This window comes from Allobosea sp. (assembly GCF_051860145.1).
Taxonomy (GTDB): Bacteria; Pseudomonadota; Alphaproteobacteria; order Rhizobiales; family Beijerinckiaceae; genus Allobosea.
The window spans coordinates 142,981-161,010 of sequence record NZ_JBHYEM010000010.1 but is presented as its reverse complement, the minus strand read 5'-3'; the positions used below and the strand labels follow the sequence as shown (position 1 = coordinate 161,010).

15 protein-coding genes are annotated in these 18,030 nt (G+C 68.0%); 6 read left to right on the top strand and 9 right to left on the bottom strand.

Going from position 1 to position 18,030, the window contains the following annotated elements; translation table 11 throughout:
* Positions 1-6: 6 nt before the first annotated feature.
* The 3 genes from ACTIF2_RS17550 to ACTIF2_RS17540 all read right to left on the bottom strand — a co-directional run bounded on the left by ACTIF2_RS17550 (position 7) and on the right by ACTIF2_RS17540 (position 2,574).
* A complete protein-coding gene (locus ACTIF2_RS17550) occupies positions 7-375 on the bottom strand; it encodes a hypothetical protein (protein ID WP_439498388.1) in 369 nt (122 codons plus the stop codon).
* 98 nt (positions 376-473) lie between these two features.
* Entirely contained in the window at positions 474-1,535 is a 1,062-nt protein-coding gene (locus ACTIF2_RS17545; RefSeq protein WP_439498387.1) for a hypothetical protein, read from the bottom strand.
* Positions 1,536-1,599: 64 nt separating this feature from the next.
* A complete protein-coding gene (locus ACTIF2_RS17540; RefSeq protein ID WP_439498386.1) occupies positions 1,600-2,574 on the bottom strand; it encodes a quinone oxidoreductase family protein in 975 nt (324 codons plus the stop codon).
* A 155-nt stretch (positions 2,575-2,729) separates the two neighbouring features.
* On the opposite strand from ACTIF2_RS17540, the gene ACTIF2_RS17535 reads away from it, so the two are divergent.
* Both ACTIF2_RS17535 and ACTIF2_RS17530 read left to right on the top strand, forming a co-directional pair.
* Positions 2,730-4,364 (top strand): SulP family inorganic anion transporter, encoded by a 1,635-nt coding sequence (locus tag ACTIF2_RS17535; protein WP_439498385.1) that lies wholly within the window; start codon positions 2,730-2,732, stop codon positions 4,362-4,364.
* A 55-nt stretch (positions 4,365-4,419) separates the two neighbouring features.
* Positions 4,420-5,496: an FAD-dependent monooxygenase gene (locus ACTIF2_RS17530; protein ID WP_439498384.1), complete on the top strand. Its 1,077-nt coding sequence runs from the start codon at positions 4,420-4,422 to the stop codon at positions 5,494-5,496.
* 18 nt (positions 5,497-5,514) lie between these two features.
* Here the strand turns inward: ACTIF2_RS17530 and ACTIF2_RS17525 are convergent, their stop codons facing one another.
* The gene (locus ACTIF2_RS17525; protein ID WP_439498383.1) at positions 5,515-6,642 is read right to left on the bottom strand and encodes a CaiB/BaiF CoA transferase family protein; all 1,128 of its coding nucleotides are present in this window, start codon (positions 6,640-6,642) and stop codon (positions 5,515-5,517) included.
* 29 nt (positions 6,643-6,671) lie between these two features.
* On the bottom strand, positions 6,672-7,643 hold the full coding sequence (locus ACTIF2_RS17520; RefSeq protein WP_439498382.1) for an AEC family transporter: 972 nt from the start codon (positions 7,641-7,643) through the stop codon (positions 6,672-6,674).
* Positions 7,644-7,922: 279 nt separating this feature from the next.
* Between ACTIF2_RS17520 and ACTIF2_RS17515 the strand changes: the two genes are divergently transcribed.
* Together ACTIF2_RS17515 and hspQ are read left to right on the top strand one after the other, a co-directional pair.
* A complete protein-coding gene (locus ACTIF2_RS17515) occupies positions 7,923-8,972 on the top strand; it encodes an HpcH/HpaI aldolase/citrate lyase family protein (RefSeq protein ID WP_439498381.1) in 1,050 nt (349 codons plus the stop codon).
* A gap of 126 nt (positions 8,973-9,098) precedes the next feature.
* Complete coding sequence (hspQ, locus tag ACTIF2_RS17510) at positions 9,099-9,428, top strand: heat shock protein HspQ (RefSeq protein ID WP_439498380.1); 330 nt, start codon at positions 9,099-9,101, stop codon at positions 9,426-9,428.
* Positions 9,429-9,513: 85 nt separating this feature from the next.
* Here hspQ and ACTIF2_RS17505 read toward each other — a convergent pair whose 3' ends face one another.
* Positions 9,514-10,356, bottom strand: a complete 843-nt coding sequence (locus ACTIF2_RS17505) for an invasion associated locus B family protein (RefSeq protein WP_439498379.1) — start codon at positions 10,354-10,356, stop codon at positions 9,514-9,516.
* A 271-nt stretch (positions 10,357-10,627) separates the two neighbouring features.
* Here ACTIF2_RS17505 and ACTIF2_RS17500 point away from each other — a divergent pair, with 271 nt between their 5' ends.
* Both ACTIF2_RS17500 and ACTIF2_RS17495 read left to right on the top strand, forming a co-directional pair.
* Positions 10,628-12,451 (top strand): extracellular solute-binding protein, encoded by a 1,824-nt coding sequence (locus ACTIF2_RS17500; protein ID WP_439498378.1) that lies wholly within the window; start codon positions 10,628-10,630, stop codon positions 12,449-12,451.
* Positions 12,452-12,461: 10 nt separating this feature from the next.
* Positions 12,462-13,478, top strand: coding sequence for an AMP-binding protein (locus ACTIF2_RS17495; RefSeq protein WP_439498377.1), 1,017 nt, complete (start codon positions 12,462-12,464; stop codon positions 13,476-13,478).
* Between the two features lie 119 nt (positions 13,479-13,597).
* Here ACTIF2_RS17495 and mfd read toward each other — a convergent pair whose 3' ends face one another.
* The 3 genes from mfd to ACTIF2_RS17480 are packed head-to-tail and all read right to left on the bottom strand — an operon-like array spanning position 13,598 to position 17,941.
* Positions 13,598-17,146 (bottom strand): transcription-repair coupling factor, encoded by a 3,549-nt coding sequence (gene mfd / locus ACTIF2_RS17490; protein WP_439498376.1) that lies wholly within the window; start codon positions 17,144-17,146, stop codon positions 13,598-13,600.
* Positions 17,143-17,652, bottom strand: a complete 510-nt coding sequence (locus ACTIF2_RS17485) for a hypothetical protein (protein WP_439498375.1) — start codon at positions 17,650-17,652, stop codon at positions 17,143-17,145. The genes mfd and ACTIF2_RS17485 overlap by 4 nt, the downstream gene beginning before the upstream one ends.
* Positions 17,645-17,941 (bottom strand): FAD assembly factor SdhE, encoded by a 297-nt coding sequence (locus tag ACTIF2_RS17480; protein ID WP_439498374.1) that lies wholly within the window; start codon positions 17,939-17,941, stop codon positions 17,645-17,647. Before ACTIF2_RS17480 ends, ACTIF2_RS17485 begins: the two co-directional genes overlap by 8 nt.
* Positions 17,942-18,030: the final 89 nt, after the last annotated feature.

The window sequence follows — 18,030 nt, the reverse complement described above, 5'->3', positions numbered from 1 at the left end:
CGGAGCTCAACGCTCGTCGCAGAAGGCGCGGATGACCTGACCCTGGCGGTCGCGGACGAGATAGACGTCGCCACCGGCGCAGGCATTGTCGAACTGCGCGAGGCGGGCCGGAGGACGGCGCGGCGGCGGCTCGTTGCAGGCATGGGTGAGGCAGCCGGCGGCGCCACGACGTGGCTCGACCGCACGGGTCAGGCGCGCCTTCTTGGCAGCGTCCTCCCGCAGGAGCTGCAGGATCGACGGATCTCCGCCGCCACCGCCACCACCCGCGCCACCACCGCCGCCGCTCCCGCCGCCTCCACCCTGCTGGGCCATGGCGACCGTCGAGATGGTGAGTGAGGCCAGCACGAGGCCGGCGAAACGAATTGAACGGTTCATGACATGTCTCCCGAATGAAGATCAGCTCGTGCTGACCCTCATTGGTCGCGGAGACGCCGGAACAGGTTCACGCGTGGGGCTGATTTTCTGCCGAAGCGTCAGGCGGCATGGAGGGTGCGCCGCGGGCGACGGCGGCCGAGCCACCACCCCAGCCGCTGCGCAAGCATGGCGAGGGCGAGTGCGTAGCCCAGTAGCGCCAGCATCCAGCTCACGGTCGTCAGGCTCAGCGCCCCGAGCACCAGCGCGGATCGGCCGAGGACCTTGAGGACCGCGCGCGCCGTCGAGGGCTTTGCGGCCGCGAGCTTGGCGGCGCGCCCGAGATCCGCCGCCTCGTCGGACAGCGCGAGGACCTGCCGCAACCCGCCCTGCCCCAGCTTGCCGTAGACCGCGCCGGCATCCTGGCCGAGTGTCGCGATCCGCGTCATCACCGCAGGACGGATGATCTTGGCGCTCGCCATGCGCGTGGCCGCGAGATCGAACTTGGCGGCCGCCGCCAGGCTTGCGCTCAGAGCCGGCCGGTCGATCGCGCCCGCGGTCATGCGGCCGAGATTCGCCGCCAGCCGCGGCGAGAGCTTGCCGGCCTTGGCGGTCGTCTTGACAAGGCTCAGGCCCCCGCGCACCGGCAGGCCGCCGCCCAGGCTGACCCAGGTCGCGGCGCTGATTGCCAGCCCCGCCGCGGCGAGCGTCAGGACGAGCTGGTCCGGGGCCTCGCCGCGCACAAGCTTCTGGCCTTCGCTGGCGAGATCGCGCAGATCGCCGAAGCCAACGACATCGCCGGTGACGGCCCCTGCAAGGCCGGCGCCGGTGATCCGCTCGCCGGAGAGAAATCCGGACCCGAAATCCCTCAGGGCGCGTGTGGTCGCCTCGTCCTTCAGCGCGGCAAGGCGCTGCCGCCGCTCGTCGCCAATGGCAATGCCGTGCTCCGCGGCGAGGTCGATCAGGCTTTCCGTCAGCTCGGAATCGCCGTCGGCAATGGCCCGGTCGATCTCGGCGCCCATGCGATGGCGGTCGACCGCGCCCTGCAGGCGCAGTTGCGACAAGGCCGCCGGGTCGTGGGCAAGGGCGGCTTCCTGCCAGCCCGGCCAGGCGCGCGGAAGCACGACCGCTCCCGCGCCGATCGCGCCGGCGACGACCGCCAGCGCCAGCGCCGTCCGTTTCATTGCGCGCCCGCCTTGCATCATTGTCATGCTGTTAGCGCGCAATCTGGGCAAGAGTGGCGCGGCCCTACGGAATGAGGACGGTCGAGCCGGTCGTGCCGCGTCCCTCGAGCGCGCGATGAGCCTCGGCGGCGTCCTTCAGGGCGAAGGTGGCGTTGACCGGCACCGTGACCTTGCCGGACGAGACCGCGCCGAACAGGTTCCTGGCCATCTCGACCATGGTCTCGCGCTTGGCGATATGCGTGAACAACGTCGGCCGGGTCACGTAGAGCGAGCCCTTGGGGCCGAGCAGGCCGAGATTGAACGGCTCCACCGCGCCCGAGGCATTGCCGAAGCTCGCCAGCACGCCAAAAGGCTGCAGGCAGTCCAGCGAGGGCAGGAACGTGTCCTTGCCGACGCCGTCATAGACCACGGCGCAGAGCTTTCCGCCGGTGATCTCCTTGACGCGTGCCGGGAAATTCTCCTCGCGATAGAGGATCGTGTGATCGGCGCCATGCGCCTTGGCGAGTTCCGCCTTCTCCTTGGAGCCGACCGTGCCGATCACGGTCGCGCCGAGCGCCTTGCCCCACTGGCACAGGATCAGGCCCGTGCCGCCGGCCGCGGCATGGACGAGGATCGTGTCGCCCGGCTTCACCTTGTAGGTCCGATGCAGCAGGTACTCCGCCGTCATGCCCTTCAGCATCATGCTGGCCGCCGCCTCGAACGACACGGCCTCCGGCAGGGCCACGACGGAATTGGCCGCGACGACGCGCTCCTCGGCATAGGAGCCCAGCGTCGCGACATAGGCGACGCGGTCGCCCGGCTTGAACTCGCTGACATTCGGGCCGACGGCGAGCACCTCGCCGGCGCCCTCATTGCCCGGGACGAAGGGCATCTGCGGTGCAGTGTAGAGGCCGGAGCGGAAATAGGTGTCGATGAAATTCAGGCCGATCGCGCGGTTCTTCACCAGAAGCTCGCCCGGACCGGGAGCCGGCAGCGTGATGTCCTCGAGTTGCAACACTTCCGGTCCACCGACCTTATGAACGCGTATCGCCTTGACCATGGAAACCACTCCGTGACGTGAAGGCCGGACCATAGGGACTTGCATCGCGTCAGCGCAACGGCTCGACTGCGCGGCAGGCCGGCGCCCAGCGCCGAGTCGGGCAGATCGGTTGGGGGCACGATATGGACGGGTCGGGCGCTCGCCATGGTGGCGACATGGCGTTCCGCGAGCTTTTCACGCCAAAACTCGTTACCACCCTGCGCGAAGGCTATGGCCTTTCGCGTTTCCGGGCCGACACACTGGCCGGCCTGACCGTCGCGATCGTCGCCCTGCCCCTGTCGATGGCGATCGCGATCGCAAGCGGAGCGACGCCCGCCGCCGGGCTGTTCACCGCGATCGTCGGCGGCTTCCTGATCTCCGCCTTCAGCGGCAGCCGCTACCAGATCGGTGGACCGGCCGGGGCCTTCATCGTCCTGATCGCCGCGTCCATCGACCGTCACGGCTTCGACGGGCTGCTGCTCGCGACGATGGTCGCAGGCGCGATCCTGATCGCCGTCGGCCTGCTCAGGCTCGGGACCTACATCAAATACATCCCCCACCCCGTTCTGGTCGGCTTCACCACCGGCATCGCCATCATCATCTTCGCCAGCCAGATCCGCGACCTCATCGGCCTCCAGCTTCCCGGCAAGGAGCCGGCCGCGCTGCTGCCGAAGCTGCAGGCGCTGACATCGGCGCTCGGTTCGGCCAATCCTGCCGCGATCGGGCTCTCGGTGCTGACCATCGCGATCATCCTCGGCCTGCGCCGCTATCGGCCGACCTGGCCCGGCCTGCTGATTGCCGTCACTGGCGCGGCGGCCCTGGTCTGGCTGCTGCAATTGCCGGTCGAGACGATCGGCAGCCGTTTCGGCGGCATCCCGCGGTCGCTGCCGGCTCCGCATCTGCCGCAGGTCACGCTCGACAAGCTCATCGATATCTTGCCGGCCGCGCTGTCGATCGCCGTGCTGGGCGGCATCGAATCCCTGCTCTCGGCCGTCGTCGCCGATGGCATGAGCGGCCGCCGCCATCGCTCGAACATGGAACTGGTCGCGCAGGGCGTCGCCAATATCGGCTCGCCGCTGTTCGGCGGCATCTGCGTCACCGGCACGATCGCGCGCACCGCGACCAATATCCGGGCGGGCGGGCTGACGCCGGTCGCCGGCATGATGCATGCGCTCTTCGTGCTGCTGTTCATGCTCGTGGCGGCGCCGCTGGCGGCTTATATCCCGCTCGCGGCGCTCGCCGGCGTCCTTGCCGTCGTGGCGTGGAACATGGCCGAGAAGCACGCCTTCGCCGCGATCCTGCGCCATTCCCGGGCCGATTCCGTCGTCCTCCTGGCGACATTCCTGCTCGTCGTCTTCGAGGACCTGATGGTCGGCATCGCCGTCGGCGTCGTGCTCGGCTCCCTGATCTTCATGCATCGCATGGCCAATATCGTCACGGTCGAGGCCGGCATGCCGAGCGCCGTGGTCGATGACGACCAGGCTTCCGAGGCGGAGCTCGACAGCAATGGCAACGGTAGGCGCAAGGGCGACGCCTTCCATTACAAGATCACCGGCCCGCTCTTTTTCGGCGCTAGCACACATGTCGCGACCGTGCTCGAACGCCTCGGACCCTATCCGCACCATCTGGTGTTCGATCTTTCCGGCGTGCCTTTCGCCGATTCGAGCGCCGCGGTGGCGCTGAAGGCGGTGATCGACAAGGCCGTGCACCACGGCGCGACCATCGAGATCCGCGGCGCGGCGCCTGCTATTCGCATGGTCTTCGCTCATGAGGGCATCGCCGGACCCTCGGTCGCGTTCCGGGATGCTTGAACCCGCGACATGGCGCGGTCTGGTCAACCAGCCCGCGGTCGGCTAGCCAAACGCCATGACAGCCCATGATCAGCAGGTCGATATCGCCATCGTCGGAGCCGGCGCTGTCGGCATCGCCGCAGCGCTGGCGCTGGCAGCGGATGGCCGCAGCGTGGTGCTGTTCGGCCGCCCGGCCGCGCCGCGCGACGGGCGCACGGTCGCGCTGCTCGACGGCTCATGGCGCCTGCTGGCCGAGCTCGGCGTCGTTCCGGCCCTGGCCGACAAGGCGGCTCCGCTTGCCGTGATGCGCCTCGTCGACGACACCGGCAGCCTGTTCAGGCAGCCCCCGGTCGAATTCTATGCCTCCGAGCTCGGGCTCGACGCCTTCGGCTGGAATATCGAGAATGCCGATCTGTTGGCGGCGCTCGCCGCCGCGGCGGAAGCCCATCCCGCGATCCGCATCGTGCCGCATATGGTATCCGGGATAGCGGCCGACGCCGCCGCCGTCGTGCTGACCGGAGCGGATTTCGAGCCGATCCGGGCGCGGCTGGTGGTCGGCGCCGATGGCAGGAAGTCCCGCGTTCGCGAGGCCGCCGGCATCGCCGCGCAAGACTGGAGTTATCCCCAGGTCGCGCTGACGGCGATCCTGGGCCACCGCCGCGATCATCGCGAGGCCTCGACCGAGTTCCACACCCGCAGCGGACCGTGCACGCTCGTGCCCCTGCCCGGCCGCCGCTCCTCGCTGGTCTGGATGCTGGAGCCGCGCGAGGCGGAGCGCGTGGCGGCGCTCGACGACGCGGCCTTCGCCCGGCGCGTCGAGGCGCAGACCCATTCCCTGCTCGGCGCAATGACCGTCGAAGGGCCGCGCGGGCGCGTTCCGATGGGCGGGCTTTCGGTGACGCGCTTCGGCGCCAGCCGGATGGCGCTGATCGGCGAGGCCGCCCATGTCTTCCCGCCGATCGGCGCTCAGGGGCTCAATCTCGGCCTGCGCGACGTCGCTTCGCTGCGGCAGGTCCTGCGCAGCACTGAGGATCCCGGCAGCGAGACGGCGGTCTCGGCTTATGACGGGGCGCGGCAGGCGGATGTCCGGCTGCGGACCGGCGCGGTCGATGCGCTCAACCGCACGCTGCTGACCGGGACCGGCGGCGGGTGAAGTGTCACGATCCGGCGCTTACTCGCCGGACCCGTCCCGCACCATCTCCTGATCGCCGCCGCTCGCCGGCACCCGGCGCAGACCCGGCGCCCGCTCGCGGAACGTCGGCGCGAGCGGCAGCGGCGTCGAGACCAGCCGTCGACCACCGGGCTCCTCGGCCTGGGCTTCGAGCAAGCCGCGCGCGGTCAGGTGCGGATCGGCCAGCGCCTCCTCGAGGCTGCGCACCAACGTGCAGCAGCAATCGCGCGGCTCGAGGTAGCTGCGCCAATAGGCGGCCGGCTCGGCGGCGATGATGGCGGCGATGGCCGCGTGTGTCGCTTCCGGGTTCGTGCGATCGTCGCGCAAGGCGGGCTCCAGTTCGAGCGCCTCGCAAAAAATCTCCCAGAACTTCTGTTCGAGCGCGCCGACCGCGAGGAACCAGCCATCGGCCGTGGCATAGAGCCCGTAGCGTGGGCTGCCCCCGGTCAGCAGGCCTTCCCCGCCCTCGGGCCAGCTCCCGGTCACCTGGCCCTGGGCGAGGCTGTACCAGGTGAAGGTCGGCATGGCATCGGCCATGGCGATGTCGAGATGGCAGCCGAGACCGCTGCGCTCGCGCTGGCGCAAGGCCAGCAGGATGTTGAGGACAGCCGGCATCGCGCCGCCGCCGATATCGGCGACCAGCGTCGGCGGCAGCGGCGGCTCCTGCCCGCGTTTCAGCGACTGGCCGAGCAGTCCGCCGATCGCCTGGTAGTTGATGTCGTGCCCGGCCTCCTGGGCGCGCGGGCCGAACTGCCCGTATCCGCTGATCGAGCAATAGATCAGGCGCGGATTGAGCTCGCGCAGCGCCTCGTAGCCGAGGCCGAGCCGCTCCATCACGCCCGGCCGGAACTGCTCGATGACGATGTCGGCGCGCTCGACCAGCGGCCTGAGCTGCGCCAGGGCGCCGGGCGACTTCAGATCGATCTCGATGCTCTTCTTGCCGCGGTTGAGCGCGGCGAAAGGCGCCGAGGTCTCGCCGAAGCGCGGCGGAAAGCGCCGCATGTCCTCGCCGCCCGGCCGCTCGACCCGGATGATCTCGGCCCCGGCCTCGGCCAGGAATAGGCTCGCGAGCGGTCCCGGCAGCAAGGTCGAGAAATCCAGCACGAGAAGGTCATCGAGCGGCAGCATCGCGGTCCCGGGCTTGGACGGCGACGCCGTCAGGGGAAGAGGTCGGCTGCCATCCTGCCTGTCTTCACCAGCCACAGGAAGCCCGTCAGCGTCGCCATCGAGACGATGGTGCCGACGAGGATGCAGGCCGAGGCGCGCTCGACGCCGACACCGTACTGCGTCGAGATCACGAAGATGTTCAGCGCCGGCGGCAGCGCCGCCATGATCACCGCGGCATAGACCCAAGGGTCGCTGAAGCTGCCGAGTGCGGAGAGCAGCACCCAGACCAGCAGCGGGTGCAGAACGAGCTTGATCACGACCAGCGCCGGCACCTCGCCGGGCATCGATTTCATCGGCCGCAGCGCCACGGTCACCCCGAGCAGGAACAAGGCGCAGGGCGCTGCCGCCTGGGAGAGCCAGAGCGTCATCTTGTCGAGCGCGGTCGGCAGCTCGAGCTTGGTGTAGCTCGCGATCACCCCCGCCAGCGTGGCGAGGTTGAAGGGATGAGTCACGACCTTCCAGAGCACGTCGCCGGCAGTCGCCAGAAAGCCCTTCTTCTCGACGCCGGCCAGCGCCATCAGGAACGGCACCAGCGAGAACAGCAGGATATTGTCGAAGACGAAGATCAGCGCCACCGGCGCGCTCGCGATCGGCCCCAGCGCCGCCAGGATCAGCGGCGGGCCCATATAGCCGATATTGGAATAGGACCCCGCCACGGCCTGCATCACAGCCTGGGGCATGTCGCCGCGCGTGTATTTCAGGCCGACCAGGAGCGACAGCGAGAAGACGCAGAAGGTGGCGAGCGTGGTCGCGCCGACGAAGCTCCAGTTCGCCAGCTCGCTCAACGGCTTGTCGGCGATGAGCCGATAGAACAGCGCCGGCAGCGCGATGAAGATCAGGAAATACTGCATCCAGGCCAGCCCCTCTTCGGGGAGCTGCTTGTAACGGCCGACGGCGAAGCCGAGCAGGATCAGGCCGAAGAACGGCGCGACCAGATTGAACAGGCTGACAAGCTCGGCCATGCGGGCTGGATACCTTGAAGCCGCTGCGCCACCCGTTCTGGAGCGCCATGCGTCGCGCGGGGTTTAGCGGGTCGGATGGCCCGAGCAAAGCCGGCCAACGCAAGCGGTCTCGGCAAAAATGCAAGCCGGGAGGAATTCGAGCCTAGGAATTTAAGCCTTTCACGTTCTTGGTATTGTTTCCTAGGCTATCATTCCTGACATCAAGCGCTATGGCGAAAGCACGATGGACGCGCCTCGTTCGCTCCGGCACATTCGCTGCAACGCACCATGGAGCCAGCCATGCCGACCAAGACGCCGCGCCAGTTCTTCCGCCCGCTCGCGATCGGCGCGCCGGAGCCCTGGCGCGAGCTGCCGCTCCGGCTGGAGCGAATGATCCATTTCGTGCCGCCACATCTGGAGAAGGTCCGGGCGAAGGTCGGCGAGCTCGCCGGCCAGGTCGATATCGTGCTGGGCAATCTCGAGGATGCCATCCCCGTCGACGCCAAGCAGGCGGCGCGCGACGGCTTCATCATGATGGCCAAGGCCGTCGATTTCGGTGCGACGGGCTTGTGGACGCGCGTCAATGCGCTGAACTCGCCCTGGTTCCTCGACGATATCACGGCGATCATGGCCGAGATCGGCGGCAAGCTCGACGTCGTCATGGTGCCGAAGGTCGAAGGGCCCTGGGACATCCATTATGTCGACCAGCTGCTCGCCCAGTTCGAGGCGCGCCATCAACTTTCCAAGCCGATCCTGATCCACGCGATCCTCGAGACGGCGGAAGGCGTGAAGAATGTCGAGACGATCGCCACCGCCTCGCCGCGCATGCACGGCATGAGCCTGGGTCCGGCCGATCTCGCCGCCTCGCGCGCGATGAAGACGACGCGGGTCGGCGGCGGCCATCCGGACTACAAGGTGATCGCCGACCCCTCCCCCGATGGCGGCGCGCGCGCCGTCGCGCAGCAGGATCTTTGGCATTATACGCTGGCCAAAATGGTCGATGCCTGCGCCGCCGCCGGGCTGAAGCCGTTCTACGGTCCCTTCGGCGATTTCGCCGACGAGGCCGCCTGCGAGGCGCAGTTCCGCAACGCCTTCCTGCTCGGCTGCGCCGGCGCCTGGACCTTGCATCCCTCGCAGATCGCCATCGCCAAGCGGGTTTTCAGCCCCGATCCCGGTGAGGTCGCCTTCGCCAGGCGGATTCTGGAGGCGATGCCGGACGGTTCAGGGGCGGTGATGATCGACGGCAAGATGCAGGACGACGCGACCTGGAAACAGGCCAAGGTGATCGTCGACCTCGCCCGCCAGGTCGCGGGGCGCGATCCGGCACTCGCGGAGCGCTACGGATTGTGACGAAAAGTCCCGTTCAGGTCGGTTGATCTTGACGCATTTGCGACGCAATCCTACCCCATGCGCGGGATGGCGGCGTTATCCGGAGGCTCGTGGGCCTTCCGGCTCGAGTACAGATCAAGGCAAGACATGGAAGCGCGTTCGGCGAAGTTCCGGATCGGACAGGTGGTGAAGCACCGCGTCTATCCGTTCCGGGGGGTGATTTTCGACGTCGACCCGATCTTCTCCAATACCGAGGAGTGGTGGCTGGCGATCCCCGAGCATCTGCGGCCGTCCAAGGACCAGCCCTTCTACCATCTCTTCGCCGAGAACGAGGAGACGGAATACGTCGCCTATGTCTCCGAACAGAACCTCGTCGTCGACGAATCCGGCCAGCCGATCCGGCATCCGCAGGCCAAGGAGTTTTTCCGGCGGGACCGCAAGGGCCGCTACCTGATCGACAGGACCGAGCTGAACTGATCCCGGGCTGGCACAGCCGTCGCGGCAATGAAAAAGGCCGGTCCTTTCGGACCGGCCTTTTCTGTATCGGCGAAGCGGGCCCGGATCAGGGCTTCGGCGCGGCCGGGGCAGCCGGAGCCGGTGCCGCACCGGGTGCCGGAGCCGCGCCGGGAACACCGGGGACGGCGGGCGCGGTGCCGTTGCTGGCGCCGCCGCCACCGAGCCGCTGACGCAGCTCTTCCTGGCGCTTGGCGAGTTCGTCCTGCAGCTGCTTCTGCTGATCCTCGAGCACCTTGGGATCGATCGGCGCGCCGTCGAAGCCCTTGGCGAAATCGGCCAGCGGAATCGCGAAGGAGACCTCGCGCGCCGTCTGGTTCTGGACGCTGACGCTCAGCGTCGTGCCCTTCTTCATGGCGTTGATGAAATCGTCCTTGACCTGCGCCTCGGCGAAGCAGCCGTTCGGGAAACAGACGGCGTAGCGGCCCGGCTGCGGCTGGGCATTGTCGACGCCGAAGCGGATGCCGGGATTGATCAGCAGGCCGAGCGGCATCAGGAAGCGCACGATCTTGTTGGGGTCGCCCTTGACGTCATAGATCGCGACCGCGAGCACCGGCTGGCCCTGATCGGAGACGAAATCGCGGGTCGTGTAGCAGATTTCCTTGTTCGCGGCCTGGTCCTTGCCGCAAACCTTGGTCCAGCTCGTCTGAGACGGCTCCGGCTTGACCTGGACCACGGTCGGCCCCGTCGGCTGGGCCTGGCCGGCCGGCGGCTGCGCGGGCTGGGCCGGCTGTTGCTGCTGTTGTGCCGGACGCTGCGGCGGGCGCTGCTGCTGGGCCGAGGCGGCGACCGGGCCGAGGCCGATCGCGACGCTCAGGGCCAGGCCGAGCCCGCGTGAAGACAGGCGCAAGGCGGCATCGCGACGCGTGGACGGGCTGAACGAAGCGGACATATGTTTTTCCTTACCAGGCGAATCCGGAAACACGACTTCGCGAGCCGCGCGCGTCATCGTCGACGGCTCAATCGCGCTCATGCGCCAGCCCTCGGAGGCCGTGCACATCGGCTGCGATTGAGGCGTTTGAATGACACCTCGCGTTGCGTTTAGCGAGTTCCGTCGCAGGTTTCCAGCCCGAACAGCGTACGTGACTGCCACCAAGCCGTGTTATCCTTTCCTACGGGAATCAGGTCAGGCGATGGGTTCAATTCGCATTCTGACTGCAGCCATGGGCGTTGCAGCCAGGCAAATCTTCACTCTCCTTGCACTCGTCCTGGCGACGGGCGCCGTTGCGCGCGCCGAATCATCGCATTCGGATCACGCCATCGCGATGCATGGCGAGCCGGCGCTCGCCAAAGGTTTCGCGCATCTGCCCTATGCCGACCCGGCCGCGCCCAAGGGCGGACGAATCATTTTTGGGCTGCAGGGCACCTTCGACAGCCTCAACCCGCTGGTCGTGCTCGGCGTCGCGCCGGACGCGGTGCCGCGCTATGTGCAGCAGAGCCTGCTCTTCCGCTCGGCCGACGAGCCTTTCACCGCCTATGGGCTGCTCGCCAGCAAGGTCGAGCTCAACGATGACCGCACCCGGCTCGCCTTCGAGATCGACCCGCGCGCGACCTTCTCCGACGGCAAGCCGGTCACGGCGGAGGACGTGCAATTCACCTTCGAGATGCTGAAGAGCAAGGGCAAGCCGTTCCATCGCGCCAGCCTCGGACGCGTGACCAAGGTCGAGACCCCCTCCCCGCGCCGCATCGTCTTCGAGCTTGGCGACGGCTCGAACCGGGAACTGCCGCTGGTCATCGGCGCGATGCCGATCTTTGCCAGGCATGCGACCAATGCCGAGACCTTCGGCGAGACCAGCTTCAAGCCCGCGCTCGGCTCGGGCCCCTATCTCGTCAGCGAGGTGAAGCCGGGCGAAGCGCTGACGCTGAAGCGCCGCAGCGATTTCTGGGCCGAGGACCACCCGCTGACGCGCGGCCTCTTCAATGCCGACGAGATCCGCTATGATTTCTATCGCGACGCCAATTCGCTGTTCGAGGCCTTCAAGGCCGGGCTCTACGACGTCCGGCTCGAGGGCGACCCGACGCGCTGGATGACCGGCTATGACGTGCCGGCCGTTCGCGACGGGCGCATCGTCCGGGAGGCGCTGCGCTTCGAGACGCCGAAGGGCATGACCGGCCTCGTCTTCAACACCCGTCGCGGGATCTTCGCGGATGTGCGGGTGCGCGAGGCGCTCGGCTTCCTGTTCGATTTCGAATGGGTCAATCGCAATCTCTTCCATGGCGTCTATCGTCGGGCCGGCAGCTTTTTCTCCGATTCCGAATTGTCGGCGCTCGGCGTCGCCGCCGATGCCCGCGAAAAGGCCCTGCTCGCAGCCTTCCCCGGCGCGGTGCGCGACGATATCCTCACCGGCGCCTGGACGCCCTCCGCCACCGACGGCTCGGGCCGCGACCGCGAGCAGGCGCGCAAGGCCCTCGACCTGCTCAAGGCCGCCGGCTACGAGCTGCAGGACGGCGTGCTGCGCAAGCGCGCCTCGGGCGAGGCTTTCGCCTTCGAGATCACCGTCACCAGCCGCCCGCAGGAACGCCTGGCGCTGAACTATGCCCAGTCGCTGAGCCGGTTGGGCATCACGGCCTCGGTGCGGCTGATCGACGACGTGCAGTACTGGCGCAGGCTGTCGGCCTTCGATTTCGACATGATCCAGTGGACCTGGCCGGCTTCCGCCTCGCCCGGCAACGAGCAGATCGGGCGCTGGGGCTCGGCCAATGCCGAACGCAAGGGCGCGCTGAACTATGCCGGCGTGGCGTCCCCGGCGGTCGATGCGGTTCTGGCGGCGCTGCTGGGGGCGCGCGAACGCGAGGATTTTGTCGCGGCCGTGCGCACGCTCGACCGACTGCTGATCTCGGGATTCTATGTCGTGCCGCTCTATTACCTACCCGAGACCTGGCTGGCGCTTTCGCGTGACGTTGTCCTGCCCGAGCGCAAGCCCGCCTATTTCCTGTCCACCGAAGTGCTGGCCCGCGTCCCGTCGCCGCCGGCGCCGGCGAATTGAAGGACAGTCGATGCGGGCCGATCATGACGAAGCCGCTGCCCTGCTCGACGGTCTCGATCTCGATACCCTGCTGAAGGCTCTCGTGCGCGGCCGTGGCTACGAGGCCGCCTTGCGCGATCCGCCGGGACGGCGCGGCTGGAGCGACGAACAACCCGCCTCGCTCAGCTTCGTCGATCTCGACGACCGGATCGACCGGCTGGCAGGGCTCCTGGCGACGAACCGGGCACAGCCGGGCGCGACGGTGGCGATCCTGGCGCCGCTCGGGCCGGAGGCGATCGTCTCGATCCTGGCCTGCCTGCGCGCCGGCCTGTCGCCTTTGTTACTGCCGCTGCACGGCAACGAACTCGAGCTGCTGCGGCTGATCGAGGCATCCGGCGCGGTGATGGCGCTCGGAGCCGGCCGCGTCGGACCCGTCCGGCCGCTATTGATGCTGCGCAACCTCGCGGTCCGCGCCTTCGGCACCCGTTTCGTCGGCGGCTTCGGCCGCGACATCCCCGATGGCGTCGCGCCGCTCGACATCCTGATGGCGAGCGGCGCGCGCCACCCTTTGCCGGACGAGATCGAACGGCCCGCGCTCCAGGTCGTCGATGCCGACAATTTTGCCGGGCCGCTCGTCCTCTCCGAACGCGAGCTGCTCGGCAAGGCGCTCGATATCTCGCGCATGCTGAAACCGATGGCCTCGTCACGGGTGATCACCACGCTTGTCGGGGGCGACCTCGCGGCACTGGCCGCTGGGCCAGCCATGGCGATCCTGACCGGCGTCGAGCTCTTGCCGCTCGGGCTGTTCAGCCTCGGCGACCTGCACGCCTGCCTCGAAGGCGGGCGCAAGGCCCATCTCGTTGTTCCGGGCGCCATGGAGCCGGCGCTGGCGCGCTCGAAGCTGGCAAGCCATCCGGCGCTCGCCAGCCTGGTCTTCATTCAGCGCAAGGCCGAACGCCGCTCCCATCCGGCGCTGGACCGGCCCGACATCGCGATCGTCGATATCGACGTGCGCTCGGCGTCGGAGATCGAGGTCGAGCGGCGTTAGCCAGCTCCTCCGGACTCAACCTTCCCGTCATTGCGAGGAGCGCAGTGAAGCAATCCAGGAGGTCTCGCGCAGTCCCCCTGGATTGCTTCGTCGCTGCGCTCCTCGCAATGACGTCGGACTCAGGCCGCCTTCTTGCGTTCCGCGATCCGCGCCAGATCGGTCAACAGCCGGCGCGTGCCCGTGAGCCGTTGCTCGGCCGTCTCGAAATCGTCGATGAAGACGACGCGCATGTCGGGGCGGACCTTGGCGAGCGTGCCCTGCTTGGCGACATAGCCGACAAGGCCCTCCGGATTGGCGAATTCATTGTCGCGGAAGGCGACGATGATGCCCTTCGGCCCGGCCTCGACCTTCTCGACATTGGCGCGGCGACAGAGCGCCTTGATCGCGACGATCTCGAGAAGCTGCTGGACCTCTTCCGGCAATGGCCCGAAGCGGTCGACCAGCTCGGCGCCGAAGGACTGGATCTCGGCATCCTCGTCCATGGTCGAGAGTCGCTTGTAGAGCGTCAGCCGGAGCGTCAGGTCGGTGACGTAATGCTCCGGGATCATCACCGGTGCACCGATCTGGATCGAGGGCGACCACCGGCTCTCGGCTTCGATATCGATGCCGGCCTTGAGGCTCGCCACGGCCTCCTCCAGCATCTGCTGGTAGAGCTCGTAGCCGACCTCCTTGATATGGCCGGACTGCTCGTCGCCCAGCAGGTTGCCGGCGCCGCGGATGTCGAGATCGTGGCTGGCGAGCTGGAAGCCGGCTCCGAGCGTGTCGAGCGATTGCAGCACCTTGAGGCGCCGCTCGGCCTGCTCGGTCAGCTTGCGGTTGGGCGGCATGGTGAAGAGCGCATAGGCGCGGATCTTCGAGCGCCCGACACGACCCCTGAGCTGATAAAGCTGGGCGAGGCCGAACATGTCGGCGCGGTGCACGATCAGCGTGTTGGCCGTCGGGATGTCGAGCCCCGATTCGACGATCGTGGTCGAGAGCAGGATGTCGTACTGGCCCTCGTAGAAGGCCGTCATCACGTCCTCGAGTTGTCCGGCCGCCATCTGGCCATGCGCAATGCCGACCTTGGCCTCCGGCACCTGCTTGTCGAGGAAGTCCTTGACCTCGGCGATGTCCTCGATGCGCGGCACGACATAGAAGGAGCGCCCGCCCCGGAAGCGCTCGCGCAGCAGCGCCTCGCGCACGATCAGCGGATCGAAGGGCGTCACGAAGGTGCGCACCGCGAGCCGGTCGACCGGCGGCGTCGCGATGATCGAGAGCTCGCGCACGCCGGTCATGGCGAGTTGCAGCGTGCGCGGGATCGGCGTCGCCGAGAGGGTCAGCATATGCACCTCGGCGCGGAACTCCTTGAGGCGTTCCTTGTGCGCCACGCCGAAATGCTGCTCCTCGTCGACGATGACGAGGCCGAGATCCCTGAACTCGACCTGCTTGCCGAGCAGCGCATGGGTGCCGACGACGATGTCCATGGTCCCGTCGCGCACGCCTTCCTTCACCGCCTTGAGGTCCGGGGCTGGAACGAAACGCGAGGCCTGGCCGATCTTCAGCGGCAGGCCGGCGAAGCGATCGACGAAATTGCGGTAATGCTGGCGCGCCAGCAGCGTCGTCGGCACCACGACCGCGACCTGCTTGCCGGCCATGGCGGCGGTGAAGGCGGCGCGCAGCGCCACTTCTGTCTTGCCGAAGCCGACATCGCCGCAGACCAGCCGGTCCATCGGACGTCCGGCGGCGAGATCGTCGAGCACCGCATCGATCGTGTTCTGCTGGTCCTCGGTCTCCTCGAAGGGGAAACGGGCGCAGAACTCGTCATAGAGACCGTCCGGAGGCAGCAGGCGCGGCGCTTCCTTCAGGGCGCGCGCCGCGGCGATCTGGATCAGCTTGCCCGCCATCTCGCGGATGCGCTGCTTCAGCTTGGCCTTGCGCGCTTGCCAGCCGCCACCGCCGAGCCGGTCGAGCGCGACCTCGGTATCCTCCGAGCCGTAACGCGAGAGCAGCTCGATATTCTCGACCGGCAGGAAGAGTTTTGAATCACCAGCATAGTGGATCTCGAGGCAGTCATGCGGCGCGCCGGCGGCTGTGATGCTCTTCAGGCCGATGAAGCGGCCGATGCCGTGATCGACATGGACGACGAGATCGCCCGGCGCCAGCGATGACAGTTCGGCGATGAAGTCCTGGGGCCGGCGCGATTTCTTGCGCGGTCGCACGAGCCGATCGCCGAGGATGTCCTGCTCGCCAATGACCGCGAGCTTGCCGGCCTCGAACCCGGTCTCAAACCCCCAGACGGCCAGCGCCGTCGTGCCGGGCTTGAGATCGAAGGCGGCACGCAGCGAGCCGGTCGTCTGCACGGTCCTGAGACCGTGATCGGCCAGGACATGGGCGAGGCGCTCGCGCGAACCTTCCGACCAGGCGGCGAGGATGACGCGGCGGCCATCGGCCTGCAGCGCCTTCACATGCTGGACCGCGGCGTCGAACACGCCACCGGCATTGTCGGCGCGCTCGGCGGCGAAGCTGCGGCCCTGGCGCGCGCCGAGATCGACGATCAGCTTGCCGTCGCTGTCGGGCAGCTGGAACGGCGTCAGCGACGCAGCGCCGGCCGCGTCGACGATGCCGCGCCATTCCGCCGGCGCGAGATAGAGCCCCTCGGGCGGCAGCGGTTTGTAGGGCGCGGCCCCAGTCCCGCCCTGGTCGAGCGCGGCTTTGCGGGCGTCGTAATAGTCCTTGATCAGGCTGATGCGCTCGCCGACGGCGTCCTCGGCCTGATGGTCGAGCACCATCGGCACGTCGGGCAGGTAGGTGAAGAGGGTATCGAGCCTGTCCGCTAGCAGCGGCAACCAGTGCTCCAGCCCGGCCGGCCGGCGGCCCTCGCTCACCGCCTCGTAGAGCGTGTCGTCGCGGCCGGGCGTGCCGAAGCTCGCGATATAGGACTGGCGAAAGCGCTTGATGCTCTCGCTGGTCATTTGCGCCTCGGACATCGGCACGAGGTCGAGCCCGCGCAACTGTCCGGTGGTGCGCTGCGTCTCGGGATCGAAGGCGCGGATCGATTCCAGCGTGTCGCCGAAGAAGTCGAGCCGGATCGGCGCCGGCATGCCGGGCGGAAACAGGTCGACGATGCCGCCGCGCACCGCGAATTCGCCGGTCTCGCGCACGGTCGAGGTGCGCAAATAGCCGTTCATGTCGAGCCAGCGCGCGAGCTGCTCGGTATCGACCATGTTGCCCGGCGCAGCCGAGAAGCTTTCCGAGGCCACCTTGCTGAACGCCGGCACGCGCTGGAGCACGGCGTTGACGGTGGTCAGCAGCAGCCGCGGCTTCTCGCCCGACTTGGTCTTGGCCAGCCGCGACAATGTCGTCATGCGATGCGCGACGATGGCCGGCGCCGGCGAGACCCGGTCATAGGGCTGACAGTCCCAGGCCGGGAAGCTCATCACCTCGAGATCGGGCGCGACGAATTGCAGCGCGTTCTCGAGCACCTGCAGGCGCTGGCCGTCGCGGGCGACGAAGACGAGCATCGCCGCGCCTTCGGCCTTTTTCGCCCGGGCGCGGGTGAGATCGGCGAGGACGACGGCGTCGAACCCGTCGGGCACGCTGGCGAGCGTCGGCTTGTCGCCGCGATTCAGCGCGTCGAGGATGCGGTCGATCTGCAGCTTGGCGAGCTGGGCGGGCGCGGGAATGCTCATTCGGTCATCGACGCCGGGGCGTCGGCCTCTTGGTGATCTTCAACGGCTGTGATGGTGATTTTCTCGACGGTGGCACGAACCGTGCCGAACGCGCCGAAGCATGGTTCGATCTCAAACTCGATGTCGCCCTGGCCAAGGCCGACGCCGACGAGGCTGCTGTGGACGGGCGACGTGTTTGCGAAACGCAGCCACATGTCGCCCATCACGTTTTGATGGCTGAAACCTTGGAGGGAGACATCAATCATGTCTCCTCCCTTGAAAGCGAACGTGATCTGCGCCTGTTTGAACGGCCAGCCGCTACCAAATCCGTTGACGCTCGCCATGACCTCAACGGTCAGGCTCGGCGCGCTCCGGTCGAGATCGAGACGGACGATCTCGCCGTCACCGAAGGACGGGCGACCGCCGAACCAGTCAAGCAGAGCCTGCCCGCCCGGGAGCCGCTGCAGCACCGCCGCGGTATCGGCCAGACGCGGATCGTCACGCTGATCGGCGACGTCGTCACACATGGATCGGCTTGTCATGCCGGTGAAACGCCTTCAGCCGACGGAACAGCTCGGTATCGTAATGCTCCGGCACCTCGGCCTCGCCGGTCACCCAGCTCAGCAGGTCGCGGTCGAGCACTTCGATCAGCCGCTCGAACTCGTCGAGCTCGGTCTCGCTCAGCGTGCCGATCTCGGCATCGGCGAAACGGCCCATGATCAGATCCATCTCGCGCATGCCGCGATGCCAGGCGCGGAACAGGATCTTGCGGCGGCGCGGATCGAGGTCGGCGCTGGTGCGGGAAGAGCCACTCATCGTCATCCTCGACATCTCGCAATGGAAAACGGGCCGGCCCCGTCGCGGAGCCTGCCGTCAGCGGCTATATAGCGATGGCCCAGGGCGAA

Bases quoted from the DNA above. Each gene is read 5' to 3' on its own strand.
- ACTIF2_RS17495 (WP_439498377.1), top strand. From the start codon at position 12,462: ATGCGGGCCGATCATGACGAAGCCGCTGCCCTGCTCGACGGTCTCGAT.
- ACTIF2_RS17480 (WP_439498374.1), bottom strand. From the start codon at position 17,941: ATGAGTGGCTCTTCCCGCACCAGCGCCGACCTCGATCCGCGCCGCCGC.
- ACTIF2_RS17500 (WP_439498378.1), top strand. From the start codon at position 10,628: ATGGGCGTTGCAGCCAGGCAAATCTTCACTCTCCTTGCACTCGTCCTG.
- ACTIF2_RS17525 (WP_439498383.1), bottom strand. From the start codon at position 6,642: ATGCTGCCGCTCGATGACCTTCTCGTGCTGGATTTCTCGACCTTGCTG.
- ACTIF2_RS17505 (WP_439498379.1), bottom strand. From the start codon at position 10,356: ATGTCCGCTTCGTTCAGCCCGTCCACGCGTCGCGATGCCGCCTTGCGC.
- ACTIF2_RS17550 (WP_439498388.1), bottom strand. From the start codon at position 375: ATGAACCGTTCAATTCGTTTCGCCGGCCTCGTGCTGGCCTCACTCACC.
- ACTIF2_RS17545 (WP_439498387.1), bottom strand. From the start codon at position 1,535: ATGAAACGGACGGCGCTGGCGCTGGCGGTCGTCGCCGGCGCGATCGGC.
- hspQ (WP_439498380.1), top strand. From the start codon at position 9,099: ATGGAAGCGCGTTCGGCGAAGTTCCGGATCGGACAGGTGGTGAAGCAC.
- mfd (WP_439498376.1), bottom strand. From the start codon at position 17,146: ATGAGCATTCCCGCGCCCGCCCAGCTCGCCAAGCTGCAGATCGACCGC.
- ACTIF2_RS17540 (WP_439498386.1), bottom strand. From the start codon at position 2,574: ATGGTCAAGGCGATACGCGTTCATAAGGTCGGTGGACCGGAAGTGTTG.
- ACTIF2_RS17535 (WP_439498385.1), top strand. From the start codon at position 2,730: ATGGCGTTCCGCGAGCTTTTCACGCCAAAACTCGTTACCACCCTGCGC.
- ACTIF2_RS17515 (WP_439498381.1), top strand. From the start codon at position 7,923: ATGCCGACCAAGACGCCGCGCCAGTTCTTCCGCCCGCTCGCGATCGGC.
- ACTIF2_RS17485 (WP_439498375.1), bottom strand. From the start codon at position 17,652: ATGTGTGACGACGTCGCCGATCAGCGTGACGATCCGCGTCTGGCCGAT.
- ACTIF2_RS17530 (WP_439498384.1), top strand. From the start codon at position 4,420: ATGACAGCCCATGATCAGCAGGTCGATATCGCCATCGTCGGAGCCGGC.
- ACTIF2_RS17520 (WP_439498382.1), bottom strand. From the start codon at position 7,643: ATGGCCGAGCTTGTCAGCCTGTTCAATCTGGTCGCGCCGTTCTTCGGC.